This window comes from Paraflavitalea soli (assembly GCF_003555545.1).
Lineage (GTDB): Bacteria > Bacteroidota > Bacteroidia > Chitinophagales > Chitinophagaceae > Paraflavitalea > Paraflavitalea soli.
In genome coordinates this window covers 2,579,575-2,603,159 of record NZ_CP032157.1, presented here as the reverse complement: position 1 = coordinate 2,603,159, position 23,585 = coordinate 2,579,575, and the positions used below count along the sequence as shown (strand labels likewise).

Below are 23,585 nucleotides of genomic sequence, written 5' to 3'. Positions count from 1 at the left end.
GAAACCACTTTTCCGCGAAGGGTAACGGATAGGGATATTTAATATTTCTGCAATCACAGGCGATCGGCTATTTTTGGACCCCGAAACTCCCTGTTTATGCCCCCTAAATCCATACTCTTTCGCGGAAGAGTACCCTTTTTTTGTGTATTATTCCTTGCTATCCAATTTATTACAGCCGTTGCCGATGCTCAGATGCGGCAGGTGTACCTGGATGATTCCCCAGAGCATAACCCCATAAAGAGCATTAGTTTTTATTCTCCATCCGCAGGATATGTAGCTTTTCACGACTGGATTGGATATACAACCGATTCCGGACGCAGCTTTACCCGGAAATACCTTACCAACGGAAATATAGATTTCACCGGATCCCCCCTCATCGGTTTATTGGGATATGTAAACAATGGGATGCAGGCACTTGATCAGCAAACCATCCTTATGTATGGCCAAAGGGTTGGGGATGCAATCATATTTCGTTCAACTGATGGTGGAAACACTTTTCGGGTGGCTTATTTTCGTCCTATAGATGCCAATAATATAGGCTCAGGTATAGAAGCAATGAGCTTCCCGCAAAACGGTACTGTAGGATACGCTATTGATCGAAAACATGTCACGAAAACGGTGAATAGTGGTCAATCCTGGTCAGTTGTTTACAATCAAACATCCGGCGGCGATCTGGATCACGTACAGGCCATAGACGCTAACAATGTTTTTATTTTTAGTGCCACTTCTATCGGCGGTGACGGCACCAACAATATGTATAAGACTACCAATGGAGGCGCCAGCTGGCAGCCTGTTACCCTGCCAACAGGTAGTTTATACAGCGCTTACTTTTTAACAGCCACCACAGGGTGGTTAAGTACAAAGGAGGGATTCTACCAGACTGTGAACGGAGGTGCTTCCTGGACAAAGCAAAACGATCCAGCCGTTCTTTTTTTCAGTCCAAAGTTTATTTTTACTGACAACCAAACAGGCTACTCCCTGGGTACTTCCTATACTGTGTATAAAACTACCGACGCAGGAAAGATCTGGGAGCCTTTGCCAAGGGATAACAATTTTTCTTATGATCAGTTTGGACTGGATGATCTTTTCTGTTACAATAGTAACCAGTTGTGGGCCGGTGGCGGACATGGCTTTTTGGAGCTTTCCACCAATGGCGGCGGCACCCCCTTGCCCAAAGCATTCTTCAGTAAAGACACGACGGGTCTGTATACCACAGGAACGGTCAACCTGACCAACCATTCCAAAACCAGCTATAGTTTTAAATGGTTTAAGAATGATACCCTGATAACAAATACTTATCACGCATCATATATCCGGTCAGCATATCCCTTGCGCGATACCATTATGCTGGTAGCTTCTAATGGAATTAATACAGATACCGCCATACAGTACCAGGACTATAATGAACCCGCCTACATTTCCTCCTTTACACCGCCGGCAGCCAAACCGGCAACCATTGTAACCATCAATGGTGCGCATTTTACCGGGGCCACTGCCGTATCTTTTGGAGGAACACCGGCCAGCTCATTTACCGTTGTTGACGATAACACCATTACTGCTGTTGTGGGAACCGGAAGCTCTGGTAATATAGCAGTGGTTACTCCCTTTAGAGGCATAGCCTCCTTGCCGGGATTTACTTATTTGCCACCTCCCGCAATAACATCTTTTGCACCGGTTGCTGCCACAGCCGGTACTGTGATCACGATTACAGGTTCCAACTTTCTGGCAGTTGAAAGCGTTACCATTGGAGGTATACAAGCTACCTATACAGTCGTTTCATCTACTATTATAACTGTCATTGCACCTTCAGGAAAAGCAGGTGTTGTTGAGGTCAGAACTAAAGGCGGTATCGCACAGTTGTCCGGTTATACGGCTATTCCCGCCATTGCAACTTTTTCACCCGCAATAGGTACACAGGGTACGATCCTTAAAATAAAAGGAACTTCGCTCCTGGATGTTACAGGAGTTACCATTGGGGGTATGCCAGCTGTATCCTTTACCGTTATCACGGCCGATAGCATGACAGCCCAGGTAGGCCTGGGTGCTACTGGCAGTGTTGTGGTATCAGCGCCGGGCAATACGGCCTCAAGGGCAGGCTTTACCTATGCTGATCCGCCTGCCATTACCTCCTTTACACCCTCATCCGGACCCATTGGTACCTCGGTTACGATTATTGGAACGAATTTTCGTCCCGTGACTGGAGAGAATATTGTCATGTTTGGTTCCCTGCGCGCTACAGTAACGGCTGCCAGTTCCACATCCCTGATCGTTACTGTTCCCGCTGGCGCAACTGCACACAATATTACTGTAACGACGAATGGCCTTACGGCTTTTTCATCCCGTACTTTCCAAACCACTTTCGCAGGTGGCGGCGCTATCACACCTGCTTCCTTTGTAAAGACCAATATTACTACAGAAGGACCGGGCGTATGGCGTGAGTATTATGAGAAGGCGGTGGCTGATATAGATGACGATGGCAAAGAGGATCTGTTAATAACCGATGGATGGTTTGGCGACGCTAAGACCGATGTTTTAGTCAATACAAGCACTGGTAATACTTTGTCTTTTGACCCCTTTCTGAAAGCAGCCCCATTAACCTCCTCTTTTACTTTAGCTGACCTGGATGGAGATGGAAAGTCTGAATTCATATCAGCCGGAAGTGCCATTGAGATCCACAGGAATACTTCTACTCCTGGCGCACCCTCCCTATTTGATAATGAACGTATTACTTTTAGTGCTGGCGTCGAAGCAAGAAGTTACCATACCGTAGCAGTGAATGATATAGATAAAGATGGAAAAACAGATGTGGTATTTGCTTGCCAGGATGTGATGTTTGTATACAGGAATATAGGCGATCCCGGTCGCCTGGCTTTTGAACTGATTTCTTTACCCTACGGCGGATACGATCTGGCCCTGGCTGATATTGACCTCGATGGCCGGCCTGATATCATACAGTATAATCCTGCTACCGGAAGCATAACGGTGTATAAAAACACCAGTACAAAAGGCCAAGTTGGCTTTACTCCTGCTATCACCCTGCCTGCCAACACACCTTATACACTAACTACTGGCGATGTGGATGGTGATGGCTTGCCCGATATCCTGGCAGGCTCACAGAGTGGCAGTAAAATAGAAGTATTCAGGAACACCAGCACCGGCAATACGATCGCTTTTGCCAATGCAAAGGAATATGCCATGCCAGGAATAACCTATGACCTTACCCTGGCCGATCTAAATGGCGATGGCAAACCGGAAATAGCGGCTTCTACTGATAAATTCCACTTTGTAACCTTCACCAATATTTCAACGACAGGCAATATTGAATTTGAACCATCTGTTAACCACTTTCCTGGTACCTATAGTTTTAGGGATTTCAGGTTCAGGATTTCTATAGGCGACCTCAATAGCGATGGCCGACCCGATCCGGTTATCATTGATAAGCCAGAAAGAGCCCGGCTTTCCATTTATACCAATCAGACCATTGCAAAACCATATATCCGTGAGTTTACGCCCGCCAATGCATCGAAAGATGAGGTGGTGACTATTAAAGGCCGCAATTTTACAGGCGTTACTGCGGTAAACTTTGGAGGAGTAGCTGCTGCATTTACCGTTGTCAACGATACTACTATCCGGGCAACTGTAGGAACTGGTGCTACCGGCAACCTGGCGATCACCAATCAATTTGGCACCGCCGAAATGGATGGTTTTGTCTTTGGTGCCATTCCAAAGATCACTTCCTTTTCCCCAGCTGCTGGTCCTGTAGGGGCTCAGGTGGTGCTTACCGGGTCAGGTTTCGATCCTGTACCCACTAATAACATTGTATTTTTCGGCGGCGTAAAGACCAACGTGGTCTCAGCTACCAGTACATCTCTTACCATTACTGTTCCTGCGGGAGCAGCCCCCGATTGGATCTCCGTTACTACCAATAGCCGTACTGCTTATGCCGGGAAACATTTTGTCGTTACTTTCCCGGGCAATCAGGCCGGCTTTTCGGATACCTCTTTTGTAAACATTCAGGTGTCGATGCCCGGTGCATTGACTAGTCTTGCCGACCTGGACAGGGATGGGAAAAACGATCTTATGTCAGTTCATTACCAACAGGGTGTTTTTGTAAACAGGAACACCAGTACAATAGGCACCGTGAGCCTGGGGGCACCAATTGATCTCGGTATGGTGGAGAGAGCTATCACCACTGCTGCCGGCGATCTGGATGGGGATGGTCTCATCGATGTGGTTGCCCTGAGCGCTACCACCAACACTTTCCAGGCCTTTAGAAATACTACCACTGCAGCTATCACCTTTGCAGCAGGAATTACCTTTAAAGCCGTTGATGACTTACGGCCAGGCACTGATATCGCCATCGGCGATGTTGATGGCGATGGAAGGCCGGATGTCATTTTCTCCACCTCAAATGCTTTACGGTTTACCGTCCTGAAAAACCTGAGCACACCGGGAAAGATCAGTTTTGCAGACCCCCTTGAGTATGCATATAATGGATTCCCCTATGGAGTTACTTGCGAGGATGTAGATAATGATGGAAGGGCCGAAGTAATGCTACGTGCCTCAGGTTTCTACAATACAGGTGAAGGAGTTGTAGTATTTAAAAATACAGGAGCTCCCGGAACAATTGATATGACCCTGACTCCCGGGGTTGGTATGGCCGGATCGGCAATAACAATGGCATATGGTGACCTCGATGGAGATGGAAGGACAGATATATCCCTTGGTAGTACTGGGCCTGCCACTATTTCCATTGGGCGAAATGTAACAGCCACTGAAAATTACTCCTTTTCTACGAAAATTTACATGTGGATGCAGGACGTTAGTAGCACAAAAGTGGGGGTAGGGGATTTGGATGGCGATGGCAGACCGGAGGTTGTAGTTGGTTCTTTTAGTTGGGCGAATTTGGGAAATTTTATATATAAAAATATAAGTACGCCAGGCAATATAACATTGAAAGAAAAAGTGAAAATCAAGCCTGGGATAGATGGTACTAAGTTTGTAGACATGGATGGCGATGGTGCATTGGATATGATCAGCGGTGGGGGAAGTGTAGAACTCAACAAAATGGCAAAAGATACAGTAGTGGTAGAACTTTGCCAGCAGGCTGATACTACCTTACTCGCCGGCCTTACAGCTTTCACCTATCAATGGCAGCAGGATAATGGCAATGGTTTCGTAAATATTCAAGACAATAGTAATTTCTCCGGCGCTACTTCCGACAAACTTCGACTGATTGATGTTCCAGCCTCCTGGAACAACTATAAGTACCGTTGCCTGGATAATAATTTGCAGACGGTCAGGGTCTACAAGCTCAATATCAGCAATACAGGCGTGCTGCCATCAGTAGTGATCGCTACCCTTCACGACACCCTCTGTGCTGGCTCAAATATAACATTTGAAGCTACACCGGTCAACGGTGGCGGTACGCCCACTTACCAGTGGCAGGTGAATGGGATAGCAGCAGGGCAGAACGCCAGTACTTTTGGTACCAATACCCTCAATGACGGTGATGAAGTAAAAGTGGTCATGACCAGCAATGCCGCCTGTGCATCCACACCAACGGTTGTCAGCAATATCATTCCCGTAACAGTCAGATCAATACTCGATGCATCTGTTACCATAAAAGCCTCACCCGACATTGGTTGTTCAGATGGGAAGATCAGCTTTATTGCAACACCAGTTAATGCAGGACTTACACCTATGTTCCAATGGGTAGTTAATACCTCGGGAGCTGGAGAAAACAAAAGCACCTTTTCATCCGATGAGCACAGCCTCAGGAATGGCGATACGGTCAAAGTTTTACTGGATTTAAATTCCAGTAATGGGTGTTCCTCCGTTTATAAGGTCTTTAGCAATGTGATCACTATAGGAGGTAGTGCTCCCGGCGATCCTAAGATGCCTGTAACGCCTTCAGTAAGCATTACCGCTTCCTCCACCAATGTGTGCACCGGCGGCACGGTTACCTTTACGGCCACACCGAAAGATGGCGGCATCACACCGGTATATCAATGGCAGGTCAATGGCATCAACGTAGGTCAAAACAGCCCTACCTTTACATCTAGCACCCTGACTGGCGGCGATGCCATAAAAGTGATCATGACCGGCAATGCACCCTGTACAGTGGAGCCTTCAGTTACAAGTAATGTTATAACCTTAACAGGTGGTGCACCGGTTACTCCATCAGTAAGCATAACAGCTTCTGAAGCCCTTTTCTGTGCCGGCACAGCCGTAACATATACAGCCACGCCTGTCAATGGAGGTAATACTCCTGCTTATCAATGGCAGGTCAATGGCGTAAATGTGGGACAGAATATAAATACTTTTACGACCACTGCGCTTAATGATGGGGACAAAGTGACCGTATCCCTTATCACCAGTGCTGCCTGTGCAACAACGCCTTCTGTCATTAGTAACACGATCACTGCCGCAGTTACACCCAATATTACTCCCGTGGTTACGGTAACGGCCTCAGCCACATCTATATGCCCCGGTACAAAAGTTTCTTTTACAGCCACTACCCCCACCAGCATTACGAATCCATCCTATTTTTGGTTTGTCAATGATATGGGAGCTTCCGCCAATGGCAATACCTTCAGTTCCTCTACCCTTGCGGATGGCGATAAGGTTTATGCTACCATGTTTACTACGCAGAGCTGTGTAACAGATATGCTTACAAAAAGTAATATCGTCCCTGTTTCTGTCGGTACATCCCTCACGGCTTCTGTGTCCGTTGCAGCGTCCGCCACCTCTATCTGTGCCGGTTCCAATGTCACCTTTACGGCAACCCCCGTCAATGGTGGCAGTGCGCCCACTTACCAGTGGCAGGTCAATGGTGTCAATGCAGGACAGAACGCCAATACCTTTACCAGCAATAGCCTCACCAGTGCGGATGTAGTAAAAGTGATCATGACCAGCAATGCCGGTTGTGTGTCATCTGCTACAGCTACCAGTAATAGTATTTCGGTGACTGTCACCACAGGAGTAACTCCATCTGTAAGCATTACAGCCTCCGCCACTACCATCTGTGCCGGTTCCAATGTCACCTTTACGGCAACACCCGTCAACGGTGGCAGCGTACCTAATTACCAGTGGCAGGTGAATGGTGTCAATGCAGGACAGAACTCGAATACCTTTACCAGCAATAGTCTCGCCAATGCGGATGTTGTAAAGGTGATCATGACCAGCAATGCCGGTTGTGTTTCATCTGCTACGGCTGCCAGCAATAGTATTCCGGTAACTGTTACTACAGGTATTACCCCATCTGTAAGCATTACAGCCTCCGCCACTACTATCTGTGCCGGTTCCAATGTCACCTTTACGGCAACATCCGTCAATGGTGGCAGTGCGCCCACTTACCAGTGGCAGGTCAATGGAGTAAATGCAGGACAAAATTCAAGCACCTTTACTACCAGCTCCCTTACGAATGGCTCAATAGTCAGGGTGATATTAACCCCCAATGCTTCCTGTGCACCTGGCGCTTCAGTAACCAGTAATGCAATAACTGTTACTGTATACGCTTCGGTTACACCATTGGTAGTGCTTAGTGGCAATACAACGGTGGATCAAGGCAGCAGTACAATGATCATTGCCGCCACCCCCAACGGCGGCAGTACACCAGCGTATCAGTGGCAGGATAGTACGGCCACGCACGGTTGGCAGAATATACCCGGAGCAACAGGTTACTCATTAATCTATACACCGGCTGAAACCGGAGACATGCTCAAGGTGCGCTATTCAGGTAATTTTCCATGTACAGGTACTTTGACTGTCTTTAGTACGCCTGTATCCTTTGTGGTCAACGGGCTCACTGGTGGCAGGATAGCGCCCAATCCGGTGCAAAGCATGCTCCATATTGATCAATTGCAATTGAGCGATAACTGGGAGACTGTAGAGATCGCCAGTGTAAGCAGCGGTAATAAGTTTATCGTACGCAGCGTGCTCAATCAAACAAGTGTTAATATACCAGTTGGCCAGCTATCCAAAGGAATGTATGTGGCGGTATTAAGAAGCAAGTCCGGCGCCAACAGACAAATAAAGTTCATGAAGCAATAAAGCAATCGGAAACTATAAAGCCGCAGCAACTAAAAACCTTGTAAGCTTTTCTTACAAGGTTTTTAGTTGCTGATATATATCACTAAATTCTAATCGCTAACAGCTAATACCTAACCGCTAAAGGCTAAATCGCTATTTCCTCTTCCCTTTGATTGCTTTCTTTGCTGGCTTCGCCGCTTTTACAGACCTGTTCCCGTTCGAAGTGACGAAAACCGCATAGATCACTTTATTGGAATAAGTGGGATTCATTTCGCTGGATTGCGGAGCTGTAGCCGTAATTCCGCCAACGAGCCATCCAACTTGCATAAGTCGGTAGGGCGGCAGGCTTGTATAGTCGATGATATTGGGCGAATTCATATAGGTTGTGCTGCGCGCGATTGGTATAAAAGCTGCATTGGAACCAATAAACCCCGGCAGGGCTGGTGAGTATTGTGGGTATTCTGAATAGCCACCTGTACTGGTCCTGACCACTGTGCTCACGTGGTTAAAGAAGGGCATAAAATTGTTCAGGTCCGATGGTACGATGTTGCCCTTGTCATCAAAATAGTTATCAGTGATGCCGCCAAACAGGGTGGTGTACATACTTCTGGCATAAGGATTATACATCAGCATGCGGGCACAATCATATAGACAGAATTTCTGTTGGAAGGTGGTATCAATAACTGCCGTCAGCCCGCCGTTTCTGGAAGAGATGGCTACCGGGTTGGGAAAAGGCCCTGCCTGATTGGTAAATACACCACCCAAAGCGCCGATACCCAGTGTGCCATCCGACAGGATGGTGGGAAAAACGTTCAGGTCACGGCGATGAAATTGCGAAAGGCCCTGGTATTTCAGTGGTGTTGCGATAGCGCCATAATTGCTGATGGACAAACTACCTCCGTTATTATTGATCTTAAACTGGCGGATCTGCTCCGTATAAGCACCGGTTATGCCTCCTTTGTAAATACTATTGTAGTTCTGGCCAAATACGAGGAAGAAATAATCACCTATTTTTTCCAACGATCCACCCGTTACCCGCATCCGTTCATCCTGCATAGTGCTGATGTATTGGTCAAGGCCATCGGTTTGATAGGATACAATGGCATTGATCAGCCCTGATACATTCAGCGCAGATAGATTGGGAAAGGTTTGGTAGCAGGAGGCCGAATCAGCATCGCAGGTAGAACCATATCCTCCAACAATATAAAGGGTATTGCCATCCTGGCAAAATGCTGTATTGGTTGTTCTCAGCGGCAGCAGGAAAGTAGCGGGAATAGGTGCACTATAGGTTTTCTTGTTTGCCAGATCGATCACCCTTAAATGCAGATTGTCGTATTGCGTAGGGAAAGTGCGTTCTTTGTCCGACGTGCGGTGAAAGCCATTTGTACGCCCGCCTACGATGAGTATTTTGCCCTGGTATTGCCCCCAGGCAAAGGATTGCAAGCCGTTGAAGAACTTAACGGTGTCCCAGGGCTTTACGGTTACTGTATAAGGAGCCTGCGCGCAGGCGCCACTGATAGCCAGGCTAACTACCAGAAAAAGTACATATGTGCGTATCGTCAACATAAAGCAATTGATTATGGTTATTGGAAAAATGTTAAGCACCAGGCTGTGAGCAGTTCCCGGCGCGATTGCGAAAGGTCTCTCGTTCTGGGCATCGTCATGGCCGTGCCCCAGTTCTCCAGACTGATGCGTTTCATCAGCCGGCCCGCCATTTCTGCATCCTTCCACTCTTCCGGATCATTGAGCGGTATGCGCTGGCTCATAGCAGGGTACAGCAGGTAATAGTTGCGCAGCACTTCATTATAGATCACATCAAAAGTAAGCAGGCTGTTGCCTACACGCGGATCGCCAGGGTTTTGCTGTGGCTGATAGTATTTTTCGTAATTGATGGTCGGCAGAATACGGATATTGATGATGGGAGAGGTGGCGTGTTGGAAATCATTGTAGCTCGTCGGAGGAGGAGGGTCAGTAGACAGTGTAGCGGTAATGAGCCGGTTGCCTGGCGTACCGACGGGTATGCTGATGGGCTGGCCAGACTGGTAATTGGTCATTAAGGGTGATGGATTCAGCACATTTTCCGACGGTGCGGGGGTCGTATCATAAAAGTACAACGTGAATCTTTCCGGGTCAGCAGCCGTTAAGAGCTTACCGCGTTTATATACCAGGAAGGAAGTGGTGACAAGATCAGGCCCGTCATTGCGGAATTTATTATTGGGCGTATGCGAAGCGTCCTGCTCTGCAAAGACGCCCGATTGATCGGATACAATGAAATAAGGTGTTTCCTGCAAATAGGTTTGGCTTGCATCATCAAAAACGGCGAAACTGCCTTCTTGCAGACACTTTTGTATATCTGAGTTGCTGAGGTCGATGGGGAAATCGAATATCCACCCCTGCCGGTCATTGGGCGCGTAAATGTAGGGAATGGGCTTTATGTAGGGTGCATTCCCATTTGCATCCTGTAACATAAGCGATATAGGTCCAAAATCCCATTTGTAATTGTTATCGGTTTTCTTGGGATCATAATTCCCCGTGTATTGTTCCGGAAAGGTAGCGGAGAAGTCAACCGATACGGTGCTGGTTTGGGGATTGACATAGACTATGGCAGGGGCAAGATTAAATACCGGGCCATTGCCATTAGCATTAGGCGGCATGGGAATGGTGCCGCCAGTTGCCGGCGGAATAAGAAAACGGCCAACCGGACAGGATTCCGGTTCTCCTTCAAACCAGGGTGCAATGGTGCCTTGCAACTGGCAATAATCCGGGTTCAATCCTTGTTTGGCGTAGAGCGCTGCCATTTGAGTTATCCATGCTGCAGGATCGTATTTATATACATTGATCTCCTGAAGCCCCCGGTACAGTGTATAGCGAAAAACAATGCCTTTTAGTTTGGCCCCTTCCGGTGAGGTGGGCGGCAGGCCTTGCAGGATCGGTTGTCCCTGCAGTTCCGAAAGCGGCACACACATCTGGAAGGTAGCCGCAGCACCATTGGAGCCCTTGAGGTTGGTATTGCGTTGAAAGTTGACCCAGCGTATGATCGACTTGGTAGGTTTGCCCGAAAAGAGGAAGGCCCCATCGGTTTCCAGCGACAGGAAGTCGGCAAATATCTGTGAGCTGTTAACATCCTCCGGGTTTACATCCGTGATCACGCCCGTGGTTCGGCCCGCGCCCGGTGCCGGGTTAGGAACGTTGCCGCCCGGGCGGTTATTGAAGCTCAGTATGCTTTGCTGCAGGGAGGTTTTAAGTGTAGGAGGGAGCAGGCCGCCAGGGTCAGTAATGCCCGTTACCTTCACATCGATCATGGTGAGGCCCATATCGCCATAAACATTCCATTCGCCTGGAATTACTACAGGATTTTCATTCGCCCTGGTAGCCCTCACGCCTTCTCCCTTACTGAGCATGGTCTGTTGTTTTTGTTGGGGTGGGTTTGCTACCTGTAAGGGTGTTATCGCCCACTTTGTCCAGTCGGCATCCGACATGCCATAGGTATAAGGTTGCACGTTGACCGAATCGGCCAGCATCACCGGCTTGCCGGGCGCATAAGGCGAATCAGGACCAAAAACAAGATTAAAATAGTCGCCGTTATTGGCCGTTCCAACATTTATCTGAAGCAGGCCATTAACATTAATACGAGGATAATGGAAGACTCCCATGGCAGAATAGTTTAACGCTGAATTACGTAAATAACCAATGCCCGGATTTTATTTAAGCGTGCTATCAGTGACTATTATCTTTATGCGTAATTATACTGATACAGAAAGCTGGCAACCCGCGCAAAATATTGGATAAGCAGCCTGTATTTGTAACGTTTCGCCTCACCTTCACTGGCTGCCTGGATTTTATTTATCACTTGCATCATTACATCCGATAGCTTACCGCCGTATGAATTGCTGGCGGTTTTTTTGCAGAAAAGAGTAAGTTTTTGTACTATTTTATTCTCTCGCATGTACCTTTGCTGCGATCATGCAGAAGCTCGTTCAACATATTGCAGTAGCCTATATCGCTGTGCTGATGCTGGCCAAGATGCTGGCCATGCCAGTGGTATACCTGGCCTATGTGTTGAACAAAGAATATATAGCTACCAGCCTTTGCGAGAACAAGAACAAGCCGGCCATGCATTGTAATGGTAAATGCCATTTAAGCAAGCAATTGGCCAAAGCCAGTGAAACAGGTGACGCACAAAATCAAAAAGGCGCTACTTCCATGCCGCCCGCCGATTATTGCGAAGAACTCAAGCAATACCAAATTTCATTACAAATACCTGTATCTCCTTCCTTTGTAACATACCAGGCCGCCTCTTTTCCGGCCGGTTATAAGGGTAATGTCTTTCATCCCCCCGCTTCCCTCGTATAACATATCCAGGTCGTTGAATGAAGGTGATGTCACCCTGAGCTTGTCGAAGGGTTGTCACAGCCGCCTTGTTACTATGCTACATTTTAAACTACACAAATGGTTCGCCATCAAAACTGGCACGATCCGTCTGTGCTGAAAAAGGTACGCCTGCGCGTTACTATAGCCCTGTGGCTGGTAGCGCTTGCTATGGTATACCTGCAGCACGAGACCATCCTGCGTGCCCTCAGCTATCTTTTTAATTAAGCCAATAAAACTATTGATCATGTTCGGAATACCTGTCATTATAATGATGATCATGCTGGCAACCGCTGATAACAGTGGTGTCGCTAAAAAGGCCAGCCTGGAAAATAAAGCGCCGCTCTCCATAGAATTTGACCACATCGTCGGTGGACAAAATTTACAACTGAATACGGGTTCTTATACCAATGCTGCCGGAGATACCTTCTCCGTATCGCTCCTGCAATACTTTGTCAGCAATATCCAATTAACAACAGCCAATGGTACAGCATACGTCGTGCCGCAGGACAGCAGTTATTTCCTGATCAAAGAAGGTGACCCGCAAGCCAGGTTTGCCAGGGTCAATGTGCCGGAAGGGGAGTATACTTCCCTCAGTTTCGTGTTGGGCGTCGACAGCCTGCGCAGCACCATGGACATCAGCCAGCGTAAAGGTGTACTCGATCCTTCCGGCGGAATGGATGGCATGTACTGGGGGTGGAACAGCGGTTATATCTTCTTTAAGATGGAAGGCATTTCACCACAGGCGCCCCTCGATCCCGGCGGGCAACATAAGTTCCGGTACCATATCGGTGGATTTGGCGGTTACTCAGCACCCACGATCAACAATATCAGGACGGTTACCATCGACCTTACCAATGGCGGCATCGCCAAAGTAAGCAATGACCGTAAAACCAATATCCACCTGCTGGTCGATATCGCCAAAGCATTTGCCGGCGACACCAACGTGAGCATTGCTGCCAATAGTACCGTGATGTTTAGCGCATTCAGTGCCAGGGTGGCCAATAATTATACTGCCATGTTCCATCACGACCACACCGAAAATTAACAGCATGGGCAGCAAACACTGGATGACCATCCTACTCCTGGGCGTCACATTGTTGGCCAGTAGTAGCGGCCTTATTAATGCATTCACAGGGTTTACAACACCGGCCAATTTTCCTGCACCGGTCTATCACTTTTCCACCAACCAGCTCACCCAGGCAAAGTTTGAACTGGGCAGGAAATTGTTTTACGAGCCCCGCTTGTCAAGAGACAATACGGTAAGCTGCGGCAGCTGTCATATCCAGTCATCCGGTTTTACCCAGCATGGCCATGATGTGAGTCATGGCATCGACGACCGCCTCGGCAGCCGCAACTCACCCGCGATCGTCAACCTGGCCTGGAGCAAAACTTTCTTCTGGGATGGAGGCGTATTTGACCTGGATCTGCAGCCCCTGGTGCCGATCACCAACCCCGTAGAAATGGATGAGACCATGACCAATGTATTGAATAAATTGCGGGCGCATCCTGCCTATCCCGCCTTGTTTGAAAAGGCCTTTGGTACAGCAGAGATCAATACCGAAAGAATGATGAAGGCTTTGTCGCAGTTTATGGTCATGCTGGTAAGCGCCAATGCAAAATATGACAAGGTGATGCGTAAAGAAGGGGAGTCCTTTACAACGGAGGAGCAGGCCGGCTATGTTATCTTTAAACAGCATTGCAATTCCTGCCACCAGGAGCCGCTCTTTACCGACGATTCCTTTCGCAACAATGGCATCAGCATTGGCAGCAATAAAGATGAAGGCAGGTATACTATAACGCTCAATGAGGCCGACAGGTATACCTTTAAAGTGCCTTCCTTGCGCAACCTGGGGTATACGGCTCCCTATATGCACGATGGCCGTTTTATTACCCTGGAGGCCGTGTTGGAGCATTATGCCCAAAGGGTGCAGGCTACACCCAACCTCGATGCGCAACTAAAGAAGGAAAATAAATTGGGTATACCATTGACCGCAAAAGACCGGGCACAACTCCTGGCCTTTCTGCAAACACTCAACGACAAGGCGTTTATTGCCGACAAACGATTTTCTGAACAATAAAACAGGATCATGAAACAACTTGTAAGAACCGTCCTGGCTTTAACAATACTTGCCTCCTGTGGCGGTCAGGATGCAAAGCAGGAAACTGCGAATGCCGGTGGCCACGAGCACCATGGAGAGACGGCCATGCAGCCGATGGAGGGAAAGCCGGATTATGCAGACAGTGTGAATGCAGGCTACATCGTCAAGGACACCCTGAAGGGAAGCCCTGCCAGGATGGCTATGGCCAATATCGGCAGATCTCATGTGCATATTGAATACAGTTCTCCCGGCACCAAAGACAGGGTCATATGGGGAGGCCTGGTGCCCTATGGTACCGTATGGGTTACCGGCGCGCACAGTGCCACTACCATCAACTTCTCGAAGGACATCCATATCCAGGGACAGCCCATTAAGGCAGGCACCTATGCTTTCTTCACCGTTCCCGGAAAAGACAAATGGATCGTGATCTTAAATACCCGGTTCGACCAGCACCTGGCCGACCAGTACAACCAACAGGAAGATGTGGCGAGGTTTGAAGTAGTTCCCACCGTATCTGACAAAGTTGTTCAGCGGCTCAATTATACCGTGACCAAACTGTCTGATACGTCTGGTTCCATCAATATGGAATGGGAAAAGATCAGGATCACCCTGCCTGCATCAGCGAAATAAAAACATTCACTATTTAATGATGTACCATGACACCACTTTCAAGGATAGTCACCTTATTGATCGTAACCGTTTCCATAATAGGATTGTTTTTTTTCATTGGCGCCGGTATTGTAAAAAAGAATTCCCTGCCCATATTGGGAGAACCGGATCATGTGGCCGGCAGTTTTTCCTTTACCAACCAGGAGGGCAAAACGATCACCGAAAAGGACGTCACAGGAAAAGTGACCGTTGTAGAGTATTTCTTTACTACCTGCCCCGGCATTTGTAAGATCATGAATAAGAACCTCACCAGCGTGTATCAAACTTTTAAGGGAGAACCGCAGTTCATGATCTTATCCCATACCGTTGATCCGGAAACCGATTCTGTGCCCGTACTGGCTGCTTATGCAAAACAGTTAAAGGCTGAGGCGCCTGCCTGGGAGTTCTTAACAGGCAATAAGGATGAACTATACAAAGCAGCCAGGCAGGAATATTTACTGGCGGTGGAAGATGCCCGCCTGAGCGGAACAGCAGAAGACTTTATCCATACGGAGAAGGTCGCCTTGCTCGATGGAGAGCGCCGTATCCGTGGATTTTATGATGCTACCGATAGTCTTGGTATTAAACAACTGATAATTGATACCAGGCGACTATTGAAGTAGCTGTTGTTAGGATTACTGATCTTCAAAGAGACTGACTTCCTGGTTTATCAGATCAGGAGGACAGTTTCTTTGATCTTATTCTTCTCGTGTATTATTTAATGAGCTGGTATTGTTCCTCCGTCACCTGCTCCATCCAGTCTACCACTTTCCCGTTGAGGTGTTCATGTATGGCAGTATGCCATAATAGGTGGTTAAAAAGTAATTAAATCCGTTCACTCCCTGCCGGGTTCATGGTTGTCCTGGCTTCGTGGCAAGGGCAATAGGAACTACATCCGTCAGGACAAGCGACTTCACCATTTTCTCTACAGTAGACTTATATTTTAGGAAATGGGGTGTCTTAATATGTGATTGGTAGGCAGTAACACTGGCATAGATCTCAAATACCGTTACATGAGCCGGATGTTCTTTGTCGTACACGGCGTACAAAGTCAATACGCCTGGCTCTTTACTAATGGCGGCTGCCGCCTGTTCTTGCAGGGCAGCCTTGTAGCTTTCCAGCTGCGTTGAGTCAACCACTATGGTGGCAATCCGTACATAAGGGGTATTCTCCTGGGCCAAAAGTTTGCCCGAAGAAGCTGTTAACATACCCATAACAATAATTAGTAAGGTGTGGGGGAGTAGCTGCCTGCTTCTTTTCATAGTTGAACGTTTAGCGAATCAGTCCGTAAAGGTACAAGGTCCCTGCATCTGCGGGTGGTTTATTCTGCCGGCCTGGTATTTATTAAAAAGGAAGCTTACCTTTATGGAGATGAAACGGATAATCCTTTTTGCCGCGATCTTACTATCCGCTGTGTTTGTAAAGGCCCAGTCCCCTTTATTTTTGGGGTCTATGAATGGCATGCTGCCTTCCTACAGGCAGTTTAACCACGGGGCGGATACCAATCACCTTCAAAAGAAATGGTTCCTCACCAAATATGCCGGCATTTCCGCAGGATTTGCTGGTTTTAGTGGAGGTAGTGCCTCCTTTTTATCCGCGCCGATGGGATTGCAGATCAACCGCCAGCTGACCAATAATGTATACGCCTTCGCAGGCGTTTCTGTGGCGCCTGTTTTTGCCCATTACAATAGTCCGTTCTACCAACCGGGCGCTATCAAGAACTATGGTTTAATGAACCCCAACAACAACTTTGGCACTTATTCAGCTGCCCATATGGGACTCATGTATATCAACAACGACAAAACATTCTCCATTTCAGGCAGCATTGGCGTAGGCAGGCATTCCTACAATGGCTATTCACCTTTTTATGCGCCAGGCAATAATGGAAATACGCCCATGCCAAGAAATCTCCAGCATTAATTTCCCAGCTTACACTTACCCTCAGGAAAAATTGTATACAGCTATGCGTAGCCGCCGTGCAACGTAAGCAGCCTTTATGCTGTCAGGCACTCCGTACCATCATCCTCAATAATTTAATCTGTATGCTTTTTTCCCAACCTTTCCTTGCTTGTATCCTTTGTTCCCTTGTATTGTTATCATGTAAGAAAGATAAAGAAGAAGCCGCCCCCAGACCCGATGCCAATAAAATTACCCTCTGGGCCGGACAGGATACGGTGATCACCCTCGCAGGCGCGTCCGCGCAGTATACCGTTGTTTCAGGTAATACCGACATAGCCAGGGTTGCCCTGCAGGATAACCGTCTTCACATTACTACCGATATACCCGGTACCACCACCATTCACATTACCGACCAGGCCCATCACACCGACAGTTTCCGGCTGGAAGCGATCTCCGTGGCGGGCATATGGCGCAGAAGGGTGGTAAACGGGACACTGCAGAACAACGTCACCGTCGATTGTGCTGACGCGCTATTGACCCAGACATTAAAAGATGAGCTAAAGGAGGAAGTCATTAAGGCAGACATGCTCTACGGACTCACTTTTGCCGACTATTCTGCTGCCTATGAAGAAGCCAGGTTTGGCGGCGCCAGGAGCCAGGGCACTTATTCTTATCACAACCTTAAGCTCACCTTAACGCGCAATAATACTACCGAAGAGTTCACCATCCGTCCCGATGGGCCTCGTAAAATGGGCCTTGAACAGGATCTCACCGTGCAATACAAAACCCTCTATCCCACAAAAGGGATCACCCGGGTGACCATCATTCGTTATTTTAACTTTGTTCCCCTGTTGTAATGAGTGCCGCAAAAGCCTCGTCGATCTTACGGTCTACGGTTTTTTTTTGTGCCCGGAAGGGGCGTTTTAGGGCATTGGCTTGTAATAGGTTAGGCGCCCCTAGGCGCTGCGATGGTGCGTAGTATTTAGCTCAATTCGCAAAATATTTATTGATTATCGATAAATATTTATCTAATTTCACATCGTCAACCTCAAAATGGACGATCATGCAAATTACTATTACCACCAGGCAGATACTTACCGTGCTATACATTATTTCCTGGATCATCTTTATCGGCGTGTGCATTGATGCCGGCAGTTTCTTTTTCAATGCCGTTTATTCCCTGGTCTTCAATAAGTATGCTGCTGACTATTTCCATTTATCGGCGCTTTATCAATACGACCAAGGGCATTTCGCAGTGCAGCTTTTATTAATGGGTATACAAGGCGTGTTGAAGGCGATCATGTTTTACCTGATCGTGAAAATACTCAAGGACAAAAAGCTGGATATGGCACAACCGTTCAATAAAGAAATGGGGCGCTTTATTTTTAGCATGTCCTTCCTGGCTTTGGGGATTGGCGTATTCACCCATTGGGGCATGAAATACGCGCAGTGGCTGGCAAAGCAGGGCGTGCAAATGCCAGACACCCAACAGTTACGGTTAGGTGGGGCCGACGTTTGGTTGTTTATGGGTGTCATCTTATTGGTCATAGCACATATTTTCAAAAGAGGAATAGAAATACAGTCAGAAAACGATTTAACCGTATAGCCATGCCGATCATAGTGAACCTGGATGTAATGATGGCCAAAAGAAAGATCTCATTGAATGAACTATCGGAAAAGGTGGGTTTAACCCTGCCCAACCTTTCTATCCTAAAGACCGGCAAAGCCAAAGCCATCCGTTTCAGCACCCTGGAATCTATTTGTAAGGTGCTTGACTGTCAGCCCGGTGATATACTGGAATACCGGAAAGAATAATTTTTTACCAAGACTGTGATGTTTCGCTCCTTGCTGCGAATAATAAGGGGACAGGTATTGTGCTGCCTGTTCTGAATATGTCATCATAAAATTTACCTATAGTATGATACGATCATTTAAAGATGCAGGCGTAAGCGCCCTGCAGGTGGCTGTTATTGTCTTTTTACTGGTATTGGGAAGCTGCAAGGACAATAGTGCCACTGCCCAAAAGAACACCACCCCATCGAAGGCCAAAGTACCGGACATGGATATCCATACGGCTGTTGTCAATGGTAATATGGAAGTGGTAAAACAACACCTGGCAGCGGGTACAGATATCAATGTGAAAGATCCTTTTGGCGGATCAAGTCCCTTGATCAGCGCCTGCTTATTCGGGAAAACGGATATCGCCACCTTGCTTATCAATGCCGGCGCCGATCTGAACTTCCGGAATAACGATGGTTCTACTGCGCTCCATACCGCTGCTTTCTTTTGCCGGCCGGAACTGGTATCCCTGTTGTTGAAAAAAGGAGCCGATAAGGCCATCAAAAACAAATATGGCCAAACAGCCTATGAGACCGTGATTGGGTCGTTTGCCGATGCTAAAAAAGTCTACGATATGCTGGGTAAAATGCTTGGTCCCATGGGCCTGAAGCTGGACTATGCCTACCTCGAAAAGACCCGGCCGGAAATTGCAGTTCTGCTGAAATAAGTTATTACACATAAATGCGTACACGACATGTCAGCTATCAACAGAAGGTATGATATTGATTGGTTGAGGGTGATGGCCATTGGCCTGCTCTTACTGTATCATGTGGCCATTGGCTTTCAGCCCTGGGGTATGATGATCGGGTTTATTACCAATGACAAGCCCCTGGGATCATTATGGCCGATCATGGCCATGCTCAATGTATGGAGAATACCGTTGTTGTTCTTTGTGTCGGGTATGGGCGTTTACTTTGCTATGCAGCATAGGAGCTGGAAACAGTTGCTCCTGGAGCGTTCAAGGAGGATACTGATCCCGTTTGTGTTTGGCCTGTTTGCGATCGTACCGCTCCACATGCTCCTCCTGCAACATTATTATCACTGGGAGCTGAGTTACCAGCCCGGCCCCGGCCACCTCTGGTTTTTGGGGAATATCTTTATTTATGTGGTTGTGCTGTGTCCCGTTCTTTATTATTTGAAAAGGCATGAACAAGGTAAGATCGTTGGCTGGATAAAAAAGCTATCCGGTCATCCCGGCTGGCTGCTGGTGGTGATAGCGGTTTTTGTAGCAGAAGTATTATTGGTTGATCCCATGCCTTACGAGTTGTATGCGATGACCTGGCATGGCTTCTTCCTGGGGTTGGTCGCCTTCCTGTTTGGGTTTTGTTTTGTGTTGGCTGGTACTGCTTACTGGAACATGTTGTTGAAATGGCGCTGGCTGTTTGTAGTGGCTGCGGCGTCATTGTATACCTGGCGGCTATTACAGCCTAATATGACGGTATCCAATATCCTGTTGGTCATCGAGTCGAATTGCTGGATCTTTTCCGTTTTTGCGTTTGGGCACAAATATCTGAACCATTCCGGCAAGGCCTTGCGTTACCTGAGTGAGGCCGCTTACCCGGTCTACATTATCCATATGGTATTTCTCTACCTCTCATCGTTGCTGATATTCCCGTTAAATATCGATGTACACCTGAAGTTTCTGTTGGTCCTGGCAGGTACCGTAGCAGGCTGTTTTTTGTGCTATGAATTTGTCATCAGAAGGGTAGGGGTGATCAGGCCCTTGTTTGGGTTGAAGAATAGGAAAGGTCTATAGTCCTGCCAGTTTCGAGAAACTAATGTACTGAACAAACCAGGGCATGTCGGAATGATTGGCACTGGCGGCATGTGGCAAGGTTTGCAGCCAGCACACCATATCTCCTTTTTCCCTGGCACCGGTATACTGGTACAGGTATTTTGCATCAGTTGATCATGGTAATGCAGTTTGGCTATCGGAAGATAATAAAAATGTGGATGGCAGGGGCTGGTGGCATTTTTGCAGGTAATGGCATAAAGCATTGGAATGGCGGGATCACGGATCGGATCATATAGCGCGGGCACCAGCGGACTTGTATTGCCTGTACCCAATAAACAGGCTTTTCCCCCGGCATTCAGGGATAAGAGCCGGCTTACTTATTATAGCTCCATGTTCAATAGCCTGGAGGTAAACAGTTCGTTTTATAAAGTACCCCAGGCAGCCACCGTTAGGAAATGGGCGGAAATGGTGCCAGACGATTTTGTCTTCACGTTTAAACTCTGGCAGGAAATTACCCATATAAAAGGCTTGGCGTACAAGCAGGAGGATGTGTTGCGGTTTATGGACGTTATAGACCAGGCAGGCACGAAGAAAGGATGCCTGCTTATACAATTCCCTCCTTCCATAACCGTAGACAAGTATGGGCCCGTAGAAGACCTGCTGGGCATCCTGCAAAGTATTGTACCGGCCCATGGCTGGAAACTGGCCCTCGAATTCAGGCATCCCTCCTGGTATATTGGCGAGGTCTATGAAATGGCCGATGAGTATGCCTGCAGCATCGTATTGCATGATATACCAAAGTCGGCCAACAAGCGGCTCAATAAGCAGGCAGCCTTTGTATACCTCCGCTTTCATGGTCCTGCCGGTGATTACCGGGGTGGTTATTCCGACGACTATCTACAGCTCCAGGCAGCACAGATCTCCCATTGGCGCCGGGAAGGTAAAGATGTATATGTTTACTTCAACAATACCATCGGCGATGCGATCAGGAATCTAATGACATTGAATAACCTCATCCGCAATTAGACTACAAATGCCCGCAATCAGGCTACATCGCACAGGCGGCGCCTCCTGAATTTTGCAGGATCAATAAATGCAAAAACAAGGAGTATGAAAAAGCAACAGCATAGTAAAGTTTGGTTCATTACCGGGGCATCACGTGGCTTTGGCCGCGTGTGGGCCGAGGCGGCGCTGAAACGTGGTGATAAGGTAGCCGCGACAGCCCGTAATGTGGATAGTTTAGCCGCACTGAAGGAAAAGTATGGCGCCAATGTATTGACCCTCGAATTAGACGTGACCAGGCCCGGCCAGGCAGCTACAGCCGTAGCCCAGGCGCATGCCCATTTCGGACGGTTGGACATAGTGCTCAACAATGCCGGTTATGCCATGGTGGGCACTATCGAAGAAGCGAGCCTGGAAGAGGTGAAGGCCATGTACGAAACGAACATTTTTGGCGCATTGGCTGTTATTCAGGCGGCTCTGCCATTGCTGCGGAAGCAGGGGAGTGGCCATATCCTGGGCACTTCCAGCAACCTGGGCCATGTGACATTGCCGGTGGTCGGCTACTACGCTTCGTCGAAATGGGCCTTTGAGGCCATCCACGAAAGCCTGGCCGAAGAAGTGGCCCCCTTTGGCATCAAAGTGACCATTATCGAACCGGGCGCCTACGCTACGGAATTTGGCAGTGAGCATTCTTTGAAATTTGCGGCGGGCATGGACATTTACACGGATTATAAAACCCGGTTTTTTGAGCAATTGAAAGACCTGGACAAAGGTGATCCCAATGCTACGCCAGCAGCACTCTTCCAGGTGGTGGATGCGGAAAATCCACCGCTGCGGATTCACTTGGGCAGTCAGGCCTTGCCCTGGGTGCGGGGTGTCTATGAACAGCGACTGGCCCTGTGGGAAGAGTGGGATACCGTGGCAAGGTCTGCCCAGGCCCTGGCTCAATAATTATAACGGATCATAACCGGTGATCGAAACGGTTGCCGGTTATGATCATAATTCTTTTTACATGAGAAAAGACGAGAGATCCCCGATCAGGTTTGAGACACTGTCCGATGCACATCGTGCTTTCGGCATGCCGCAGCCTAAACATCCCTTGATCAGTTTGCTCCATGGAGCACCCTCCTGGTCAGATGTTCATGATCCTACACACCAGCACGTACTGGGGTTCTATAAAATGTCGTACAAGCCCAGGCTGGGCGGTAAATTAAAGTATGGTCAGGGCTACTATGATTTTGATGAAGGGGGTTTGCTGTTCGCCGCGCCCGGCCAGGTGATGGGCGCCGCAGACAATGAAGACGTGGTATGTTCCGAGTATACCTTGCTGGTCCATCCGGATTTCTTCCTGGGTTATCCCCTGGCAAAAAAGATCGGGCAGTACGGATTCTTTTCTTATGCCACCAACGAAACCCTGCACTTGTCGGAGCAGGAGAAGGCGACCATCATGGCTGTTTTCAGGATCATGGAGGAGGAGCTGAATGGCCGGATCGATGATTTCAGCCAGGATGTGGTGATATCGCAGATCGAGTTGTTGCTGAGTTATGCCAATCGCTTTTATAAACGCCAGTTCATTACCCGTAAGGTGGTCAGTCATGATCTGCTGCAAAGGCTGGAAACACTCCTCACAGATTACTTCAGTCAGGAAGATAGTTTAGACAAAGGCATTCCCACCGTTCAGTACCTGGCCGGCCAGCTGCATTTGTCTCCCAGTTATTTGAGCGATATGCTGCGTGCGCTGACCGGTCAGAATGCCCAGCAGCATATTCACGACAAGCTGATCGAAAGGGCCAAGGAGCAGCTGTCTACTACCACCTTATCGGTGAGTGAGATCGCCTATGGGCTGGGCTTCGAACATCCGCAGTCTTTCAGTAAGCTGTTTAAAACAAAGACCACCCTTTCTCCACTTGAGTTCAGGCGGTCTTTTAATTGAGTCAGCACTATCGTATCTATTGGAA

General features: G+C 48.0%; 19 protein-coding genes. 16 read left to right on the top strand and 3 right to left on the bottom strand.

The annotated features are described in order from the left end of the window. Positions 1–96: 96 nt before the first annotated feature. Positions 97–8,055: an FG-GAP-like repeat-containing protein gene (locus D3H65_RS09565; protein ID WP_119050092.1), complete on the top strand. Its 7,959-nt coding sequence runs from the start codon at positions 97–99 to the stop codon at positions 8,053–8,055. Positions 8,056–8,187: 132 nt separating this feature from the next. On the opposite strand, the gene D3H65_RS09560 is transcribed toward D3H65_RS09565, so the two are convergent. Then, positions 8,188–9,600: a hypothetical protein gene (locus D3H65_RS09560; RefSeq protein WP_119050091.1), complete on the bottom strand. Its 1,413-nt coding sequence runs from the start codon at positions 9,598–9,600 to the stop codon at positions 8,188–8,190. A gap of 17 nt (positions 9,601–9,617) precedes the next feature. Continuing rightward, positions 9,618–11,687 carry a hypothetical protein gene (locus tag D3H65_RS09555; protein ID WP_119050090.1) on the bottom strand — a complete coding sequence of 690 codons (2,070 nt, stop codon included), beginning with the start codon at positions 11,685–11,687 and terminating at the stop codon, positions 9,618–9,620. Positions 11,688–11,997: 310 nt separating this feature from the next. Here D3H65_RS09555 and D3H65_RS09545 point away from each other — a divergent pair, with 310 nt between their 5' ends. From D3H65_RS09545 to D3H65_RS09525, 6 genes are all read left to right on the top strand, one after another. Then, a complete protein-coding gene (locus D3H65_RS09545; protein WP_119050088.1) occupies positions 11,998–12,387 on the top strand; it encodes a hypothetical protein in 390 nt (129 codons plus the stop codon). A 96-nt stretch (positions 12,388–12,483) separates the two neighbouring features. Next, positions 12,484–12,630, top strand: a complete 147-nt coding sequence (locus tag D3H65_RS32880) for a hypothetical protein (protein WP_162915524.1) — start codon at positions 12,484–12,486, stop codon at positions 12,628–12,630. Between the two features lie 19 nt (positions 12,631–12,649). Beyond that, complete coding sequence (locus D3H65_RS09540) at positions 12,650–13,450, top strand: MbnP family protein (RefSeq protein ID WP_119050087.1); 801 nt, start codon at positions 12,650–12,652, stop codon at positions 13,448–13,450. 4 nt (positions 13,451–13,454) lie between these two features. Then, positions 13,455–14,483: a cytochrome-c peroxidase gene (locus tag D3H65_RS09535; RefSeq protein ID WP_119050086.1), complete on the top strand. Its 1,029-nt coding sequence runs from the start codon at positions 13,455–13,457 to the stop codon at positions 14,481–14,483. 9 nt (positions 14,484–14,492) lie between these two features. Beyond that, positions 14,493–15,134: a DUF2911 domain-containing protein gene (locus D3H65_RS09530; RefSeq protein ID WP_119050085.1), complete on the top strand. Its 642-nt coding sequence runs from the start codon at positions 14,493–14,495 to the stop codon at positions 15,132–15,134. 26 nt (positions 15,135–15,160) lie between these two features. Next, positions 15,161–15,775 (top strand): SCO family protein, encoded by a 615-nt coding sequence (locus D3H65_RS09525; protein ID WP_119050084.1) that lies wholly within the window; start codon positions 15,161–15,163, stop codon positions 15,773–15,775. 228 nt (positions 15,776–16,003) lie between these two features. On the opposite strand, the gene D3H65_RS09515 is transcribed toward D3H65_RS09525, so the two are convergent. Beyond that, positions 16,004–16,414 (bottom strand): putative quinol monooxygenase, encoded by a 411-nt coding sequence (locus tag D3H65_RS09515; RefSeq protein WP_162915523.1) that lies wholly within the window; start codon positions 16,412–16,414, stop codon positions 16,004–16,006. Between the two features lie 109 nt (positions 16,415–16,523). On the opposite strand from D3H65_RS09515, the gene D3H65_RS09505 reads away from it, so the two are divergent. From D3H65_RS09505 to D3H65_RS09465, 9 genes are all read left to right on the top strand, one after another. Continuing rightward, the gene (locus tag D3H65_RS09505) at positions 16,524–17,072 is read left to right on the top strand and encodes a hypothetical protein (RefSeq protein ID WP_162915522.1); all 549 of its coding nucleotides are present in this window, start codon (positions 16,524–16,526) and stop codon (positions 17,070–17,072) included. Positions 17,073–17,194: 122 nt separating this feature from the next. Next, a complete protein-coding gene (locus D3H65_RS09500) occupies positions 17,195–17,908 on the top strand; it encodes a pilus assembly protein N-terminal domain-containing protein (protein WP_162915521.1) in 714 nt (237 codons plus the stop codon). Between the two features lie 206 nt (positions 17,909–18,114). Next, the gene (locus D3H65_RS09495) at positions 18,115–18,657 is read left to right on the top strand and encodes a DUF2975 domain-containing protein (RefSeq protein ID WP_119050080.1); all 543 of its coding nucleotides are present in this window, start codon (positions 18,115–18,117) and stop codon (positions 18,655–18,657) included. A gap of 2 nt (positions 18,658–18,659) precedes the next feature. Then, positions 18,660–18,866: a helix-turn-helix domain-containing protein gene (locus tag D3H65_RS09490; RefSeq protein WP_119050079.1), complete on the top strand. Its 207-nt coding sequence runs from the start codon at positions 18,660–18,662 to the stop codon at positions 18,864–18,866. 103 nt (positions 18,867–18,969) lie between these two features. After that, complete coding sequence (locus tag D3H65_RS09485) at positions 18,970–19,557, top strand: ankyrin repeat domain-containing protein (RefSeq protein ID WP_211345657.1); 588 nt, start codon at positions 18,970–18,972, stop codon at positions 19,555–19,557. Positions 19,558–19,584: 27 nt separating this feature from the next. Continuing rightward, on the top strand, positions 19,585–20,646 hold the full coding sequence (locus D3H65_RS09480; protein ID WP_119050078.1) for an acyltransferase family protein: 1,062 nt from the start codon (positions 19,585–19,587) through the stop codon (positions 20,644–20,646). 246 nt (positions 20,647–20,892) lie between these two features. Beyond that, positions 20,893–21,651 carry a DUF72 domain-containing protein gene (locus D3H65_RS09475; RefSeq protein ID WP_119050077.1) on the top strand — a complete coding sequence of 253 codons (759 nt, stop codon included), beginning with the start codon at positions 20,893–20,895 and terminating at the stop codon, positions 21,649–21,651. 84 nt (positions 21,652–21,735) lie between these two features. After that, positions 21,736–22,578 (top strand): SDR family NAD(P)-dependent oxidoreductase, encoded by an 843-nt coding sequence (locus tag D3H65_RS09470; protein ID WP_119050076.1) that lies wholly within the window; start codon positions 21,736–21,738, stop codon positions 22,576–22,578. A 61-nt stretch (positions 22,579–22,639) separates the two neighbouring features. Further along, positions 22,640–23,560, top strand: a complete 921-nt coding sequence (locus tag D3H65_RS09465) for a helix-turn-helix domain-containing protein (RefSeq protein ID WP_119054454.1) — start codon at positions 22,640–22,642, stop codon at positions 23,558–23,560. Positions 23,561–23,585 lie beyond the last annotated feature (25 nt).